Source organism: Collinsella sp. SGI.095, assembly GCF_050314535.1.
Lineage (GTDB): Bacteria > Actinomycetota > Coriobacteriia > Coriobacteriales > Coriobacteriaceae > Collinsella.
Genome location: NZ_JBNPNG010000004.1, coordinates 12,955 through 30,353 on the forward strand (window position 1 = coordinate 12,955; position 17,399 = coordinate 30,353).

Genomic DNA, 17,399 nt, shown 5'->3' on the forward strand with positions numbered 1-17,399 from the left:
ATCAAGCATATAGGCTAGAATGACTCTGGCATTTATGTAGCTAAAACCAATGAGAGGCAAGGTAGCGGGAATGGCTGAGATGAAGCTCGAGGGTATGGACGCTCGTCCTGAGGACTCCGCGTTTGCCCTGGGCCGCGTGCATTCGATCGAGACGATGGGAACGGTCGATGGACCCGGCATCCGCTTTGTGGTGTTTGTTCAGGGCTGCCCCATGCGCTGTGCGTATTGTCACAACCCCGATACCTGGTCGGTTAACGGCGGCACCATGGTGACCGTCGAGCACCTGATAGACGAGTTCCAGAGCAACCATGAGTTTTACCGCAGCGGTGGTATTACGGTATCCGGCGGCGAGCCGCTCCTGCAGCCTGAGTTCTTGGCCGACCTGTTCCGCGCAATGCACAACAACCCCGATGGTCGCGTACATACCTGCTTGGATAGTTGCGGCTATGCGTTCGACCCCGCGCATCCCGAGAAGTTCGATGCCGTACTCAACGAGACCGATATGGTGCTGCTCGACATTAAACACGCCGATCCCGTCGAGCATAAAAAGCTGACCGGTTGCGATCCTGCGCGCATCCTGGCGTTTGGCGATGAGCTGGCGCGTCGCAGGATTAAGGTCGTTATCCGTCACGTGGTAGTACCGGGCATTACCGACACGGCAGAGGAGTGCGAGGCACTCGGTCGTCTGATTGCTCCGTGGCATAACGTGGTGGGCCTGGAAATGCTGCCGTATCACACGATGGGCGTCGTCAAGTATGAGCAGCTGGGGATTCCCTATAAGCTCGAGGGCGTTCCACAGATGGATACCGCGCGCATGCCCGAGCTGCGCAACGCCGTCATGACGGGCATGAAAAAACGCCGCGCGGAACTCAAAAACGCCATCGGCTAGGGGTAGCTCATTTGGGGCCGGTAGGGTGGAGAAGTAGCTAAAAGAGCCCCGTCCTAAAAAGACTGCTCTCTGGGTTGCGGTGAGATGCGCAACAGAATCGTGCCATTTGGATAAATACGCTTGTGGTTTCTTTAAAGACACCTTAAACGCTTCTGAATATCTTCGGAAAGAAATGCCTGCTCGGTATTATGCTGCTCGTATATGAACGGGAGCAGCCAGGAGACCACGTGCGAAACGACGCATCGCGGGACGAGCATGTGCCGCAGCATAGCAGCAGATATGAGACGAAGGGCACGTCTTCGCGTGGCCTTGCCGACGCTCGCATCCGCGTGACGAAGATTGCCGCCGTTGGGATGCTAACGTTGGCGGTTATTATCCTCGGAATTACCGCTAAAACCTACGCGTCGGAGCGAACGGCACACTCAGATGCGTCAACGGTACAGACGCAAAACAAAAAGGTCTCTAAATCTAAAGCCGCCGCAAGTCAAACCCTGTCGACAGCGAGCCTCAAGACGAGGCTTTCGAAGGCGGACTTTAACGATATTCCCTCAGGCGATACCGTGCAGACCTTCTCGCTGGTTGATGACCAGATCCCCGCTCTGGAGGATGAGAGCCTCGCCGCGCTCCAAGATACCCTTGATCAGGCCCAGGAATTGGGCGACGTGGGCGTGGTGTTTTACGATCTTTCGAGCGGCAAGGGCGTGACGTATAACGCGGACGCCGAGGTGTACGGTGCGAGCAGCTACAAGGCGCTCTATGTACTCTACGTCTGCGAGTTACTGGTCGAGACAGGGCAAGTATCGCTCGATGATGCTCTGGGCACCTATGGCGGCTACAGTATGGGCTGGCTGACGGTTCGCGACCTGATCGAGACCTCGGTCGTCAACTCGGATAACGACTCGTTTGTCGCGTTGCGTGCAACGTTTGATCAAGATGGCTACGAGGATTGGATTGCCGCACTCGGCGTTGAAGACGAGGTCGCGCTCGATCCAATGAGCGATTTCCCCACCTATTGCCCGCGCACCTCGGCCAAGTTGTGGCGCGAGATGAGCGAGTATTTGAGCCGCGAGAGCGAGACGTCGCAATGGCTGTCGGGCCTTCTGGCCTCTACGACCCGGTCCTTTATCCGTGACGGCATTGCGGACGACCATGCCATGGTGCGTAACAAAGCCGGCTGGATCAGCGAGGCAGGTTGCAATGCGACGTGCGATGCTGGCCTCATCGATGTCGATGGCGACACCTACATTATGAGCATCATGTCATCGATGCCGTGGAGTGACCGTTCGAGTGAGGCCGTGGCCGCCATCGCCAAGGCGCTCTACGATACCCGCGCTGCGCTGGCCTAACGGCTTCGTATTGCGCGGTTGAGTCAAAATGCTGGTACCATACCGTGGATAAACAGTTTTCACAGGTTTGGGGGATGGTATGCCTACCATCGCAATCATCGGTGCACTCGAAAAAGAGGTTGCGCAGATTAAAGAAGAACTGAACGGCGCCCATGTGTCGCAAGAGGCAGGCTTGAGCGTTGTAAGCGGCGAACTCAACGGTCTGTCAGTGGTCGCCACGACCGCTGGCATGGGAACCGTAAACGCCGCTGGCGCAACACAGCATCTCATCAGCAAATATGCTCCGCAGGCCGTTGTGTTTTCGGGCATTGCGGGTGGCTTAAACTCCAAACTCCATATCAATGACGTGGTTATTGGCAAGTGCCTGCGCTATCTGGATACCGACACGGCGCTCATCGCCGAGTCGGCGCCGGAGCTTGAGGAGTTTGCCTCGACACCGGCTCTGGTTGACATCGCCACCACCGTGCTTGCAAAACATGGGTTTATCGATGCTTACGCTTCTGATTCCGCTGCGGAGAAGGACCCTAAACAGTTCCTGGTTGGCACTATCGCTACAGGCGACCGCTTTGTAACGGGCGACGTCATGCGCAGCGCCGCCATCGAGGCGACGCATGCCGATTGCGTTGAGATGGAAGGTGCTGCGATTGCCCATATTGCAGCCAAGAACGGTGTCGATTGTCTGGTGCTGCGTGCTATCAGCGATAATTGTGACGAGGCATATGACGCGTTTTGCGAGCGAGAGTTCGATTTGGACGAGTACGCCCGCACCGCGAGCGGCATTACACTCGATATCGTCCGCTGCATCGCCGCTGCGTAATCGTGCATCCCTATTGTAAGAACCTACGACCAAGGAGTATCCATGGCCGATTCCATTAACTACCAGCTTGCCAAGTTCGTCGCCAGCTACGGCAAGGTTTCGCAGATCCCCGAGTCCACCTGTCCCGAGGTGAGCTTTGTGGGCCGCTCCAATGTGGGCAAGTCGTCCATCATGAACAAGCTCTTTGGCCGCAAGAACCTGGTCAAGGTTTCGAGCACGCCGGGCAAGACGAGCAATATCAATTTCTTCGAGGCCGACGACGTGCACTTTGTGGACCTGCCGGGCTACGGTTTCGCCCGTCGTTCCAAGGCCGAGCGCGACCGCTGGGCCGAGCTCATCGGCGACTTCTTCGACTCCGAGCGCAGCTTTAACCTGGTTGTGTCGCTGGTGGACATTCGCCATGACCCCAGCAAGCTCGACCATGACATGATCGACTACCTGCAGGGCAACGAGTTCAACTTTATCGTCTGCCTCACCAAGGCCGACAAACTCAGCCGCACCCAGCAGGCCCGCCAAGCGGCAGCCATCAAAAAGCAACTCAACGTCCCGGCCGAAAACGTAATCATCACAAGCTCCCAGACCGGCACCGGCATCGACGAGCTCAAGCGCCGCATTGCCGAGGCCTGCCTCTAGTAGGGGCTCTTGGCAGACAATAGTTTGCATCTATCTATAGCACCCCAGTGATAGTTGTTGGTACACTATCACTGGGGTGATATTTTTATTCGGAGGTCGATATGGAGCTTTGGCACGGGTCGGAGGTTGTTGTCGAACGTCCGTCGTTGGATAAATGCAGACCATTCAATGACTATGGGCGCGGGTTTTATTGCACGCCACATGAGGAAATGGCGATGGAATGGGCATGCCGGACCGAGTCTGATGGCGTTGCCAATCGATATGAGCTTGATTTAGATGGCCTTTCGGTCTTGGATTTGGAGTCTGGGGAGTTTTCAATCCTCAATTGGCTTGCAATTCTGGCGAATAACAGAGAGTTCAATGTTTCGACGCCATTGGCGCGTGAAGGGCTTCGCTATCTACTTGATAACTGCTTAATTGATACATCTCCTTATGACGTTATTCGAGGCTATCGTGCTGACGACTCCTATTTTTCGTTTGCAAGACAGTTTGTCAGCGGCATGATATCGCTCAAACAGCTGCAACGTATCATGTGCTTGGGTGATGTGGGTATCCAATATGCCCTTATGAGCGAGCGCGCATTTTCGATGATTAGATTCTGCGATTGGAAGCGGGCTTCGGGGTCTGAGTTTTATCCCAAGCGTTTTGAGCGAGAGCAGAATGCTCGACGCAAATACTTGGATACGGTCAATGGGTTCGATTCCGAAGGCATCGACATTAGGGATTTAATGGCAGGGAGGGTTGATTTAAATGATCCAAGAGTTAACAGATCGTGGACCGAGTAGGACATATCCCGTCTACTACCTCGAGGACGCAATGAACAACCTCGGCGACTGCTTCGACTATGCCGTCAATGACTATGGAGCAGAAGGATCTGAAGTTGCTGAACTCTTTTGCCTGAGCGGGGTTGCTCGCGAGTTTGAACGCGGCAACGCATGGGTCGTGTCGGGAAAATCGGGTGTTGAGCTGTTCGCGCTTATCGCTGAAAGGTCGGGCTATCAAAACAGGCCTATACCGGACTGCACCTATCGATTTGAGAAGACGCCGGAATATTGGGCGGGCTGGATGCTGGCATACCTGCAGTGGCGCCTAGGAGAGTCTTTCGAAGATTTGCTGCATGTCGTTCCATTTGATGTGCTGCGCAGTCTGTATTACCCCTGGCACGAAGCCTCGGAGGAACGAGTGGTTCGCCTCGTCTGCGATATGGCGAAAAAAGCGTCCAGGCAAACCAAACTTGCGTTAGCAAGAAAGAAGCTTAAGAAAACCCAACAAGACCTAGCATACGAATCGGGTGTGTCACTACGCTCAATCCAAATGTACGAGCAGCGCCAGAGAAACATCAATGAAGCTTCGGTAACAAGCGTAAGAGCCATAGCAAAAGCCCTCCACTGCAACATCGAAGACCTCCTAGAACCAGTCTTCGAATACAAGGAACCCAGCGCAGCCTAAACCAAGCACATAGTCGAAGCCTGTCACTAGTAAGTGCTCCAGCCTAGCAAGAGCCCCTATCAATAAAGGGCCATAATTTCAGCCCGGCGCCCCTTCAAAGCGTGGGTCCCTAGAGACATCGCTAGCCACGTTGCCATAGGGCCACCCGGGGGCATCCCCTTAAAAACATTCCGCAGCACGAGGCCCGCTTATCCGCAGCTCCGAAGGAGCAGGATAAGCGGGCCTCAAGTGCGAGGACGTTTTTAAGGGGATGTCCCCGGGTGGCCCGGACAGACCGATCGGCGATGTCTACAGGTACTCGATTTGAGCGCCCTCGGTGTCGCACGTTAGAATGTGCGTCTCACACTTGGGGAACTGCTCACGCAGCTTGACCTGCAGGAATTTTGCCACGATGGTGTCGTCGGTCACAGCCATAAGGGTAGAGCCCGAACCGCTGATCCAGATGGTCTTGGCGCCGCCGTTAAGGCAGGTGTCGCGCACAGCGTTGTAGTCGGGAATCAGGCGACGACGATAGGGCTCCTGGATGCGGTCGTCATTGGCGGCAGCAATCAGGTCGAGGTCGCCGGCCTCCAGGCCTCGCGTCATGCCGGCGATACGGCCCATTTGCCATACGGCGGTGGAGAGCGGAATCTCCTGCGGCACGACCTTGCGCGCCTCGCTCGTGTGAACCTCGTAGGGCGGAATCACGGTAATAAAACGCAAGCGATCGCTCACCTCGTAGCGCAGGCACTGGGGGAGCGAATCGGTCGGCGTAAAGGAGCAGACGGCGCCGCCCAGGATGGCGGGAGCGACGTTATCGGGATGGCCCTCGACCTCGGTGGCAATGCGGACGAGCTCAGCGCGGTCGACGGTGTGGCCTGTCAGTGCGGCGGCGGCCATAATGCCAGCGACGACGCAAGTGGAGCTGGAACCCAGGCCGCGAGCGACGGGTACATCGGTTTGAATGTCGATGGCGACGGGGAAGGCCGGCTCGCCCCATGCGGCCAGCGCATCGACAAAGCTGACGTAGACCAGGTTGTTCTCGTTTTGGAACTCCTCGGGGCAGCCCGTGATGGTGAGCTTGTCAGCGCGCTCGAAGGTGAAGTGCGAGTAGAGGCTGACGGCCATGCCGAGGGTGTCGTAGCCGATGCCTAGGTTGGCGCTGGTTGCTGGGACGGTGATCTTGATCATGTGGGTCCTCCTGGCGTGCCTGGCTGTTTAGTTTGCTGCTCGGGCAGTCCTGCACAAGACGGAAAGCACATTAAGCGCTTTCCTTTGCGTGCGGAACTCGCGACGAACTAAACAGCCAGGCACGCTGTGCGCGTTCGTCATCATCCCGGGGGTTATCTGATAAAAGAAGGTGCGCCGGCTTTCGCCGGCGCTTAATAAGGGTTTTAGTTGGTAGCCATCTTTTTTGCTGCAGACTCGACGTAGCTTGCCATCTCATCGACGTCACAGACGTCTTCGAAGCGGACGGGTTTGGACTCGAGCTCGGCGAGCTGTGCCGGTGCGGCCGTATTGGTGGCCTGCTCGAGCACGCGCATGGCCTCAAAGTCGTCCTCGGGAACGTTGAGCCCCAGAGCATCGCAGCAGGCACGCGGGAACTTGTAGGGGCTGGCGGTCGAAAGCAGCACACGGGCCTTGGCGCCCTCGGCGGGAGCGACATTTTCAAAGACGTGATAGCCGCAAGCGGTGTGCGGGTCGATCACGTAGCCGTTCGCATCCCAGCAGCTCTTGATGGCAGCGCGCACCTCGTCCTCGCTGGCCCAGCCGCAGCCAAAGACGCTCTGAATCTTTGCCAGCAGGTCGGCGGGAACCTCATAGTGACCAGTCTTTGCCAGCTGCTCCATAAGGCCGGCAACAAGTTCGCAGTCGCCATCGGACAGGAAGTAGAGCATGCGTTCCAGGTTGGAGCTGATGAGGATGTCCATCGACGGCGAGATGGTCGTGAAGAACGGACGGTTGCGGTCGTAGACGCCGGTGGTCAGGAAGTCAGCCAGCACGTTGTTCTTGTCGCTCGCGACAATGAGCTTGGCGACGGGCAGGCCCATGCGCTTGGCATAGTAGCCGGCCAGGATATCGCCAAAGTTGCCGGTCGGTACGCAGAACTCCACGGCGTCGCCGGCCTCGATGGCGCCGGCGCGCAACAGCTGCGCATAGGCGGCAAAGTAGTAGACGACCTGCGGCACCAGACGGCCGACGTTGATGGAGTTGGCACTCGAGAGCACCGTTCCGGCGGCCTCCAAGCGCTCGGCAAGCTCCTTATCGGCAAAGATGCGCTTGACGGCACTCTGGGCATCGTCGAAGTTGCCGCGAATGCCGCAGACGGCGACGTTATCGCCTTCCTGTGTGGACATCTGCAGATTCTGCACGCGGCTGACTTTGCCTTCGGGATAAAAGACGGTGATGCCCGTGCCCGGAGCGTCGGCAAAACCGGCGAGTGCGGCCTTGCCGGTGTCGCCCGACGTGGCGGTGACGATCATGATGCGCTCGGCGCCGCCGTCCTTGGCGGAAGTGCGGGCCATGAGGCGGGGGAGCATCTGCAGGGCGACGTCCTTAAAGGCACTCGTGGGGCCGCCAAAGAGCTCAGTCACATAGGTCTGAGGGGCGTCAGCGCCCGGCGCAGCGTCGAGTTTGACGAGCGGCGTAACCTCTTCACTCGCGAACGTGCCGCGATATGCCTCATTCACACAGGCCGAAATTTCTTCGCCCGTGTAATCATTCAGTAACATTCCCAACACATCTTGAGCGATTTCAAAGTACGATTTATCTGCAAGCGAGCTGATATCGACCTGCTGGGTGCCGAGCTCGTCCGAGACAAACAAACCCCCGTCGGGAGCGATGCCGGTGCGGATTGCCACCTTACTTGAGCACGATAAAGTGCGTCCTCGTGTACTATGATAAGTTCCCATATAACACTGCTCCTCGGATGCCTTGGTCCCAATCGGTGAAACCATGGTATCAGAGCGTGCAAAATAGGTTCGCAGAGGCTTTTTAGAAAGGTAACCTCCAGCCCATGATTAAGATTGCCAAGTTTGGCGGCTCGTCGGTCGCCGACGCCGAACACTTTAAGAAGATCAAGGCCATCGTCGATGCCGACCCGGCCCGCCGTTTTGTGGTGGTTTCCGCCTGCGGTCGCCGCTTTAAGGGCGACACCAAGGTGACCGACCTGCTCTACCTGGTTAACGCGCACGTTAAGTATCACGTGTCGTGTGAGGAGCTGCTCGAGGACATTGGCCAGCGCTATTTTGATATCGCTGACGAGCTGGAGCTCACCTATCCCATCCGTGAGGAGTTCGCGGCCTTTGCCGAGCGCGCCCGCTCGGGCGGCTACTCCACCGAGGAGCTTGTGAGCCGCGGCGAGTACTTCACCGCTCGCCTGATGGCCGAGTACCTGGGCCTGCCGTTCCTGGACGCCGCGACGGTTGTGGCGTTCCATCACGACGGTACGCTCAGCATGAACCGCACCTCCGAGCTGGTGCAGGAGTACGGTCAGCAGGGCGGCTTTGTTATGCCCGGTTTCTATGGCGCGACGCGTGAGGGCCAGATTAAGCTGCTCGATCGTGGCGGCGGCGATATCTCGGGCTCGATCCTGGCCAAGTGTCTGGACGCCGACCTTTACGAGAACTGGACCGACGTCTCGGGCTTCTACTCTGCCGATCCGCGTATTGTTCCCGAGGCTCAGCCCATTGCGCGCGTTACCTACGAGGAGCTGCGCGAGCTTTCGTACATGGGCGCAAGCGTCCTGCACGAGGAGGCCGTGTTCCCCGTGCGCGAGGCGGGTATTCCGCTGGTCATCAAGAACACCAATGCGCCGCAGGACCCTGGCACCATCATTAGCGAGACGGCTGATGAGGGCGAGGCGGAGCCCATCATTACCGGCGTGACCGGCAAGCGCGGTTTTGTCGCCATCAACGTGGCCCGCGATCGCACCAAGCCCCGCGTCGGCTTTATGCGCCGTGCACTTTCGGTCTTCGAGCGCTATGACGTTTCCGTCGAGCACATGCCCACCGGCGTCGACCGCTTTGGCGCCGTGGTGCAGGAGCAGGATGTGCACGATTCGCTGTACTCGCTCGTGGGCGACATCCAGCAGGAGGTTGAGCCGCTCGAGATTGAGGTTGTCGAGGGCCTGGCGCTCATCGCGACCGTCGGCCGTAACCTGCGCGGCCGCGCAGGTATTTCCGGCCACCTGTTTGGCATGCTCGGCCAGGCTGGCGTGAGCGTGCGCATGATTTCGCAGAGCTGCGACGAGATCAACATCATTATCGGTGTCGAGGATAAGGACTTCGACCTGGCGATTCAGACCATTTACCGTGCCTTCTCCGACGAGAACGGCATTGTGAAGGTCTCCGATCTGGAGGCTCCTGCACCGATTGAACCCGCCCTGGCTGCCCTCCACAAATAGCGACCATCCCGGTAGATTTTTGGGATATGTCTAGAAATCTACCTTTTGGCGCACGAGTGGGTTTTGAGGCATGCTCCAAAAAATCTAGCGCGGGGCGTTTCGTTTCGGTTTCGTTTCGACGGGGTGGGTTTCGTGTCCGCCCCGTTCTTGTATACACTGGGCAAGAATATCCTGCCTGCTCGGCGTGCGGGCAAAAGCCACAACCTTTAAAGGGGGAAGCATGAAACAGTACACGGTTGCTATTTTGGGCGCGACGGGGGCCGTGGGCACCCAGATGCTCGAGTGCCTCAACGAGCAGGAGTTTCCGGTTGGCAAGCTCAAGCTGCTGGCGAGCGCGCGTTCTGCGGGCAAGACCGTCGAGTTCCGCGGCGAGCAGGTTGTTATTGAGGAGGCTTGCCCCGAGGCCTTTGAGGGCTGCGACATCGTACTCGGCGCTGCCGGCGACGATATCGCCAAGGAGCTGCTGCCCGAGGCCGTCAAGCGTGGCGCCGTCGTGGTCGACAACAGCCACGCCTTCCGTATGGATCCCGAGGTGCCGCTCGTCGTGCCCGAGATCAATGCCGACGACATCAAGTGGCATCACGGCCTTATCGCTAACCCTAACTGCGCAACCATCATCGGCCTGGTTCCCACCTGGCCGCTGCACAAGCTCGCCGGCGTGAAGCGCATGATCGTCTCGACGTACCAGGCGGCTTCGGGCGCTGGTGCTCCCGGTATGGCCGAGCTCGAGGCCCAGCTGGCCGCCCTGGGTCGTGGCGAGGAGATTCCCGAGCCGCGCGCATTTGCCGCCCAGTTGGCGAGCAACCTGATTCCGCAGATTGGCGGCGTCAAGGAGGAGGGCTTTACCTCCGAGGAGATGAAGTTGCAAAACGAGGGTCGCAAGATTATGCACCTGCCCGAGCTGCGCGTGAACTGCACTTGTGTGCGCGTGCCTGTGCTGCGCTCGCACTCCGAGAGCATTACGCTCGAGTTTGAGCGCGACATTACGGTCGAGGAGGCCCGTGCTGCGCTGGCTTCTGCCCCGGGTGTCAAGCTGGTCGACGACCTGGGCGCCGAGGATGCGCACGACCGATTCCCCATGCCGATGGACACCTCCGACCAGGACCTGATTTGGGTCGGTCGCGTGCGCCGCGACATCTCGAACCCCGAGGCCGCGCGTGGCATCACCTTCTGGTGCTGTGGCGACCAAATCCGTAAGGGCGCGGCAACCAACGCCGTCCAGATCGCCAAGCTGCTCTGCGAGTAGTGGTGGAACTGTCCGGCGGGGGCCGGGCTCAGCTTTCAGAACGTCCTCGACCATGTGCGGCGCCTTGTCCTGCTCCTTCGGAGCCGCGGACAAGGCGCCGCACTGGTCTGCGGAGTGTTCTGAAAGCTGAGCCCGGCCACCGCCTGCGGTGACTCGGCTGCGAGCGGCCTGCGATGGGTCCGTTGTTGGTTAGGGCCGCTGGGCTGATGTGAGGGCACGTGGCCGTTGCGGGCCCTGGTCCCGGCGGCGGCCTCGGCGCTTTGCGCCTGCCTCCTTTGGGGGCTGCGGGGCCGTGACGGCAGCTGCGGCGCTTCGCGCCTGCTGCCTGAGGTGACTTTGGGGTTGGGGTGAATTGAAGTTGAATACTTTTCCCGAGAAGTGAACGACCTATTTTGGACCCCCGAAGCATTGACATATTTTGACCGCTATTTCCTGCGGTTTTGCTGCGCGAATCCTGCGGTTTTGTAATCAAAAAGTGTGGATGCTTTGGGGTCCTATTTTTACTCGTTCACTTCTCGGGAAAAGTATTAGAGCTCAGCTGGCATGGGTACCGCTCTGGCGTAGAAGCCCCGCGTTTTCTTCGCTTGATTGGGGAAAGTGGCCTCGCTTAAGCAATTGCGATCCTGCCCAGACGTATCTGCGGAGTTGTCTACACAATTCGCGGTATTATAGTGCGGAGTTTTGAAAGGAGCCGCTGGTGGTCACGACGACGTTTGCTTCGCCTTTGGGCGAAATCCTGCTTGCCGCTGATGGCCGCGGTCTGACGGGGCTTTGGTTTGAGGGGCAGGAGCACTTTGGCTCCACGCTTCTCCGGGAAGACTCCGAACATGTTGAAGGGGCCGATGCGGTTTCCGGTGCTGGTGGCATGTCGTCGGCGAGTCCGGCTCATGGTGCGGCTTCTTCGGTGCTTGAGCGTTCGTGGGCTTGGCTGAATGCTTATTTTGCAGGGCAGGAGCCTCTGTATACGCCGCCGTTGCATATGATCGGTACGGCGTTTCAGCGTGAAGTTTGGTTTGAGCTGCTTTCTATTCCGCGTGGCGAGGTCGCCACGTATGGCGAGATTGCGGCTCGTATCGCCGCCCGCCATCGGGTGCCGGGGAACGAGGACCCCGTTGTGTCTCCTCGTGCGGTGGGGGCTGCGGTCGCTCGCAACCCTATTTCGATTATCGTGCCGTGCCATCGCGTGGTTGCCGCCGACGGCTCGCTTAACGGATATGCCGGCGGGCTCGATCGCAAGGAGTGGCTGCTTCGGCTTGAGGGCGCGTACGAGGAATAATGTTCGAGCACTTTGCATAGCCAAGATGCCGTGAAAAAACGGGACACGCTTTCCGAATGGAGACTCAGACGGAAACCACGTCCCGGAATTCCGTTTTAAAGCGGGATGCGCTTTCCGAATGGCGTCCCAAGCGGAAACCGTGTCCCGGAATACAGCCTCAGAGTGGGACGCCGTTTCCGGTTGAGACCACCTGCTTGGACATCTTTCTACGCTCGCTCTTGCAGGGCGTAGATCGACTTATCCATGTTGAACAGGTAAGCCACGACGCAGACAATAAAGAACATCGGCAGATTACCAAAGCCGAAGACTTCGCAGCCAATAAGGATGGGTGCGAGCAGCGTATTGGTGGCGCTGCCAAAGACGGCTGCGTAGCCCAGCGCGGCGCAGAGTTCGGCGGGCATGCCGAGAATCCCGGCGAGTACGACGCCCAGGCTGGCTCCGATGGAAAACAGCGGCGTCACCTCACCACCCTGATATCCTGCGGCAAGTGTGGCGATGGTGAGTACGAATTTGAGCGCCCAGTCCCAAGGCATGATGGCGACCTTACCGTTACCGTTGAGCGCCGCCGATATCAGGTTGGTGCCAAGGCCGCAGTATCGACCCTGCCACAGTGCGAACAGAATCGCCGATAGCGCGATGCCGATAGCGGCGATGCGCGCATAGGGGTTGGGGAGCAGCCGCGCCGCAAGGGTCTTGGCATGCGCAAGGCACCAGGCAAAGGCACCGCCTACCATGCCAAACGCGATGCCTAGTACCGCAAGCCGTCCAAGACCGGGGAGATCAAGCGCGCATGAGGCGACAACGGCGACCTCGAACTTCTCGAGTCCCAGGGCACCGGAGGTCATACTTGCGGCGAGCGAGGCTGTAAGCGCGGGAAACAGCGCGCGGTATTCCATGCGTCCTGCGACCAGTACTTCGATAGCAAAGACCGTGGCAGCAAGGGGCGTTCGAAAGAGCCCGGCAAAGCCGGCGGCCATGCCGATAAGCAAAAACGTGTTGCCGGGGTCTCGGAAAGGTAGACGTCGGCCGATCCAATGTGAGACGGTTGCACCGATCTGCACGGCCACGCCCTCGCGTCCCGCACTGCCGCCAAAGAGGTGCGTCCCCCACGTGCTCAGCATAATGAGCGGCACCAAGCGCGGCGAGATGGCGTCCTCACGCCCGTGGCCTACGTCGAATACCAGGCTCATGCCGCGGTCGGTGCCCTTGCCCCAAGCGCGGTAGGCAAACACGATGGCAAGGCCCATAAGGGCGAGGAAGGGGAGGAGCAGGGTGATGTGTTCGTCGCGGAAGGCGCCGATCGCCAAAAGCACGCGTCCAAAGAGCGCGCAGATGGCGCCAACGATGATACCGACGGGGATTCCGACGGCACCCATAAGCACGAGGCCACTATAGGTGTTGAGCAGACGTTTGATTCTGCTCGATGCGCCGCTTTCCGACACTTCTCCTCCAAAACAAAAAAAGACTCCTGCCGCGGCGTGATGCCTAGGGGCATCACGTAACAGCAGAAGTCATCAGCAACAAGGCGGTTTAGGGTAACGCGGCAGCTTGGCTGGCGCACCCAACGGAGACATTCATTCCGTAGCGGCATCATAGCGGTGGATACGGTTTGGGTCAAATGGTTGCCGTGGACAGTCCTGGTGCCTGCCCGCACCCCTCGTTTCCCCATATAAAACCTGCCAAAATAAACCTGTCCCTTTTTGGTCGGTGCGAAATGGGTAATACTAAAGAGTTATCCGACCAGATGGGAATTAATCGATGGCTTATATCGAATTCAAGGACGTCGTCAAAGCATACGGCGAGGGTGACGCCCGCATTCACGCGCTGGACGGCGCGAGCTTTACGGTCGAGCGTGGCGAGCTCGCCATCATTTTGGGTGCTTCGGGTGCCGGCAAGACCACGGCGCTCAACATTCTGGGCGGCATGGATACGGCGACTTCCGGCACCGTAACGGTGGATGGGCGCGACGTGAGTTCCGCCAATGAGGCGCAGCTCGTGGAATACCGCCGCGCCGACGTCGGCTTTGTCTTCCAGTTCTATAACCTGGTTCCCAACCTGACGGCGCTCGAAAACGTCGAGCTCGCGGCGCAAATCTGCCCCGATTCGTTCGATGCCGAACAGACACTTCGCCAGGTTGGCCTGGGCGAGCGCCTCGCCAACTTCCCCGCGCAGCTTTCGGGCGGCGAGCAGCAGCGCGTGTCCATCGCCCGCGCACTGGCCAAGAACCCCAAGCTGCTCCTGTGCGATGAGCCCACGGGCGCGCTCGACTATAAAACCGGCAAGCAGATCCTGCAGCTGCTGCAGGATACCTGCCGCAAGCAGGGCATTACGGTTATCATCATCACGCACAACTCCGCGCTCGCGCCCATGGCCGATCGCCTGATCTGCTTTAAGAGCGGTCGTGTGGAGAGCGAGACGGTCCAGCAAAATCCCGTGCCTATCGAGACGATCGAGTGGTAGCGCCCATGGACCAAGATCGCCGAAACAGCCAAAACCACGATACGGAGCACGTGGGTCACGATCGGGAGTTCGCGACCTACCGTACCGCTCAAAGCTCAAATGATATGGTGCCGACGGTTTTTCGCCGTGGCATCTCCCGCACAATCCGAGGCAGTCTTAAGCGCTTCCTATCTATCGTGGTCATTACCGCGCTCGGAGTGAGCGTGATGTGCGGTCTTAAGGCGGGCTGCGAGGATCTGCGCGATTCGGTCGACGTCTATTTTGACCAGCAGAATGTCTATGACATTAACGTGCAGTCGACCTATGGCCTTACGCGCGACGATCTTGCGGCCATTCAAGAGGTCGACGGCGTCGAGACGGCCGAGGGCATCTACACCGAGACCGCCTACACCGCCGTGGGTACCACGCGCGAGCGTGTAGTCGTGCAGAGCCTTTCCGGGAAGAATATCGATCAACCGGTGCTGGTGAGCGGCGATTTGCCCGAGAGCGCCGGCGAGGTCGCGGTGACTTCGAAGTTCCTGAAGGCTTCGGGCAAAAAGCTCGGCGACACGGTGAGTTTTGCCGCCAATGACGCGAGCTCGTCGAACCAAAGCGCCAAGGACCAGTTTGCCGCGGGTGATTACACCATTACGGCCGAGGTCCTCGATCCTACTGATGTGAGCTCCGACTCGACAGTCAACGCCTTTCGCGCTGCTTCGGCTGCGGACTATAAGTTCTATGTGAGCGAGGATGCCGCGACATCTTCTTCCTACTCCGCGGTCCACGTGATCGTCGAGGGAGCCAAGAGCCTCAACTCCTATTCAGATGCCTATACGACAAAGATCAACGAGGTCAAGGGTAATATCGAGAAGATTCGCGACGAGCGTGAGAAGGTGCGCGCCCAAGAGCTGACGGTCGACGCGCCGGCAAGCTTGGATGCCTCCGAGCGCCAGGCGAATATGCTCTTTGGGATTGAGCAGGACAACATCAACCGCATGCCCCAGGGCAGTGAGGAGCGTGCTCGGGCTCAGGCCGATTTGGACCAGCGCCGCGCCGCCACCGACCAGCAGTTTGCCGATGCACGCGCCGAGCTTTCCGATCTGGGCGAATGCACTTGGTACATCCAGGATCGCGGTAACATCGCAAGCTACTCAAGCGTCGAGAGCGACAGCTCTTCGATTGAGGCCATCGCCACGGTTTTCCCATTTATTTTCTTCGTCGTAGCCGTGCTCATCAGCCTTACCACCGCCACTCGTATGGTCGAGGAAGAGCGCACGCTCATTGGCCTGTACAAGGCGCTCGGCTATTCACGCGGGCGAATCCTGTCCAAATACGTGGACTACTCGCTGTGGGCATGTCTGTTCGGCGGCGTACTCGGCAACATCATCGGATTTGTGGGGTTGCCGCTGTTCCTGTTTACGGTGTTCGACGACATGTACTCACTGCCCCAGATGCTGCTTTCGTACGACATCGTGTCCTCGATCGTCTCGGTGGCGCTGTTTACCGTGGGCGTGGTGGGTGCCACGATTATCGCCTGCCGCCACGAGATGGCCGAGACCCCAGCCTCGCTTATGCGTCCCAAGGCCCCGCGAGCCGGCTCGCGCATCTTGCTTGAGCGCATCGGCTTTATTTGGCGCCGCATGGGCTTTTTGAACAAGGTGGCAGCGCGTAACCTGTTCCGCTACAAAAAACGTGCCTTTATGACCATCTTCGGTATCGCCGGCTGCACGGCGCTCGTGATCTGCGGTATGGGCATCCGCGATACGTCGGTGGCGCTTTCGCCCAAACAGTACGGGCATATCACGCGCTATGACTTGCTGGCGGTCGCCAATCCCGATGACTATGCTCAGACGTGTGCGGCGCTGGAAGAGCGTAGCGCGGCCAGCGACTCCGGCGTACGCGTGACCTCGACCCTGCCGATTATGACCGACAACGTCACCTTTACGTTTGGCGGTAAGAGCGAGACCGTACAGCTCATCGTGATTCCCGACGACCGCGCGAATGACCTGGACGATTACGTGCGCCTGGAGGATGAGTCCAAAGAACCGCTCGCCCTGCGTGACGGGGACGTGTATTTAAGCAAGAGTTCACAGCTGGTGCTGGGGATTCAGCCGGGCGATACGGCGCAGGTCCAGGATTCGTCGCTCAATGTTACCAAGGTCAAGGTTAGCGATATCTCGCTCAATTATTTGGGCAACACGCTTTATATGACGCAGGGCACCTATGAGCGCGCGTTCGGCCGAAGCGCGCGTCTTAACGGCATCTTTGTGCTGCTTAAGGGCTCGTCGGCCGACCAGATTGCGTTTAGCAAGAAGCTTAAGAGTGACGGTTGGCTTACGATTTCGAGTACGGCCGAGCATTGGGAGAACTATGAGTCGAACTTTACGATTATCAATTCGGTCGTAGTGCTTGTGACCTTTATGGCGGCGTGCCTGTCGTTTGTGGTGGTGTTTACGCTGTCTAATACGAATATTTCGGAGCGCGAACGCGAGCTGGCGACTATCAAGGTGCTGGGCTTCCGCCGTGGCGAGGTGCACCACTACGTCAATAAGGAGACGTTGATCCTTACGGCGATTGGCACCGCACTGGGCGTGCCGCTGGGTGGCCTGCTTGCCGAGAGCTTTACGTACGTTCTTCAGATGCCGTCGCTGTACTTTGATGTTGAGGTCGAGCCGCTGAGTTTCGTGCTCGCTGTGGTGCTTTCGTTTGGCTTTACGTTTATCGTCAACATCGCCACCAACCGAACCCTCAACAAGATTGACATGGTCGGTGCCCTCAAGAGCGCCGAGTAACCTGTTCTTGGATTCAAGTTGTAGCGAGCTGTGACGTGCCGCAGTCGATTTATTGCATAAACCGCCCCGAAGAATGCATATTTTGGCGGGGCGGTTGCTTTTTACCCGCAGGTACCCCCAGGGGCGGC

At 58.6% G+C, this 17,399-nt stretch carries 14 protein-coding genes; 11 read left to right on the plus strand and 3 right to left on the minus strand.

Annotated features, from left to right (window positions below):
- Window positions 1–70: 70 nt before the first annotated feature.
- From pflA to ACQRCA_RS02400, 6 genes are all read left to right on the plus strand, one after another.
- The gene (gene pflA / locus ACQRCA_RS02375; protein WP_427718181.1) at window positions 71–889 is read left to right on the plus strand and encodes a pyruvate formate-lyase-activating protein; all 819 of its coding nucleotides are present in this window, start codon (window positions 71–73) and stop codon (window positions 887–889) included.
- Between the two features lie 227 nt (window positions 890–1,116).
- Entirely contained in the window at window positions 1,117–2,235 is a 1,119-nt protein-coding gene (locus tag ACQRCA_RS02380; protein ID WP_427718184.1) for a serine hydrolase, read from the plus strand.
- 79 nt (window positions 2,236–2,314) lie between these two features.
- Entirely contained in the window at window positions 2,315–3,052 is a 738-nt protein-coding gene (mtnN, locus tag ACQRCA_RS02385) for a 5'-methylthioadenosine/S-adenosylhomocysteine nucleosidase (protein ID WP_427718186.1), read from the plus strand.
- 42 nt (window positions 3,053–3,094) lie between these two features.
- Window positions 3,095–3,685 (plus strand): ribosome biogenesis GTP-binding protein YihA/YsxC, encoded by a 591-nt coding sequence (gene yihA / locus ACQRCA_RS02390; protein ID WP_055252447.1) that lies wholly within the window; start codon window positions 3,095–3,097, stop codon window positions 3,683–3,685.
- A 101-nt stretch (window positions 3,686–3,786) separates the two neighbouring features.
- Window positions 3,787–4,470 carry a DUF3990 domain-containing protein gene (locus tag ACQRCA_RS02395; RefSeq protein ID WP_427718189.1) on the plus strand — a complete coding sequence of 228 codons (684 nt, stop codon included), beginning with the start codon at window positions 3,787–3,789 and terminating at the stop codon, window positions 4,468–4,470.
- 31 nt (window positions 4,471–4,501) lie between these two features.
- Window positions 4,502–5,134 carry a helix-turn-helix transcriptional regulator gene (locus ACQRCA_RS02400; RefSeq protein WP_427718192.1) on the plus strand — a complete coding sequence of 211 codons (633 nt, stop codon included), beginning with the start codon at window positions 4,502–4,504 and terminating at the stop codon, window positions 5,132–5,134.
- A gap of 288 nt (window positions 5,135–5,422) precedes the next feature.
- On the opposite strand, the gene thrB is transcribed toward ACQRCA_RS02400, so the two are convergent.
- Window positions 5,423–6,304 carry a homoserine kinase gene (gene thrB / locus ACQRCA_RS02405; protein ID WP_154514914.1) on the minus strand — a complete coding sequence of 294 codons (882 nt, stop codon included), beginning with the start codon at window positions 6,302–6,304 and terminating at the stop codon, window positions 5,423–5,425.
- Window positions 6,305–6,507: 203 nt separating this feature from the next.
- On the minus strand, window positions 6,508–8,025 hold the full coding sequence (gene thrC / locus ACQRCA_RS02410; RefSeq protein WP_427718194.1) for a threonine synthase: 1,518 nt from the start codon (window positions 8,023–8,025) through the stop codon (window positions 6,508–6,510).
- 104 nt (window positions 8,026–8,129) lie between these two features.
- Here thrC and ACQRCA_RS02415 point away from each other — a divergent pair, with 104 nt between their 5' ends.
- The 3 genes from ACQRCA_RS02415 to ACQRCA_RS02425 all read left to right on the plus strand — a co-directional run bounded on the left by ACQRCA_RS02415 (window position 8,130) and on the right by ACQRCA_RS02425 (window position 12,040).
- Entirely contained in the window at window positions 8,130–9,518 is a 1,389-nt protein-coding gene (locus ACQRCA_RS02415) for an aspartate kinase (RefSeq protein ID WP_154514910.1), read from the plus strand.
- A 220-nt stretch (window positions 9,519–9,738) separates the two neighbouring features.
- Window positions 9,739–10,764, plus strand: a complete 1,026-nt coding sequence (locus ACQRCA_RS02420; RefSeq protein WP_154514908.1) for an aspartate-semialdehyde dehydrogenase — start codon at window positions 9,739–9,741, stop codon at window positions 10,762–10,764.
- 697 nt (window positions 10,765–11,461) lie between these two features.
- Window positions 11,462–12,040: a methylated-DNA--[protein]-cysteine S-methyltransferase gene (locus ACQRCA_RS02425; RefSeq protein WP_427718197.1), complete on the plus strand. Its 579-nt coding sequence runs from the start codon at window positions 11,462–11,464 to the stop codon at window positions 12,038–12,040.
- 206 nt (window positions 12,041–12,246) lie between these two features.
- On the opposite strand, the gene ACQRCA_RS02430 is transcribed toward ACQRCA_RS02425, so the two are convergent.
- Window positions 12,247–13,482: a chloride channel protein gene (locus ACQRCA_RS02430; protein ID WP_427718200.1), complete on the minus strand. Its 1,236-nt coding sequence runs from the start codon at window positions 13,480–13,482 to the stop codon at window positions 12,247–12,249.
- A gap of 316 nt (window positions 13,483–13,798) precedes the next feature.
- On the opposite strand from ACQRCA_RS02430, the gene ACQRCA_RS02435 reads away from it, so the two are divergent.
- Window positions 13,799–14,500: an ABC transporter ATP-binding protein gene (locus ACQRCA_RS02435; RefSeq protein WP_427718202.1), complete on the plus strand. Its 702-nt coding sequence runs from the start codon at window positions 13,799–13,801 to the stop codon at window positions 14,498–14,500.
- A gap of 5 nt (window positions 14,501–14,505) precedes the next feature.
- Window positions 14,506–17,271 carry an FtsX-like permease family protein gene (locus tag ACQRCA_RS02440; RefSeq protein ID WP_427718204.1) on the plus strand — a complete coding sequence of 922 codons (2,766 nt, stop codon included), beginning with the start codon at window positions 14,506–14,508 and terminating at the stop codon, window positions 17,269–17,271.
- The last annotated feature ends 128 nt before the right edge of the window (window positions 17,272–17,399 follow it).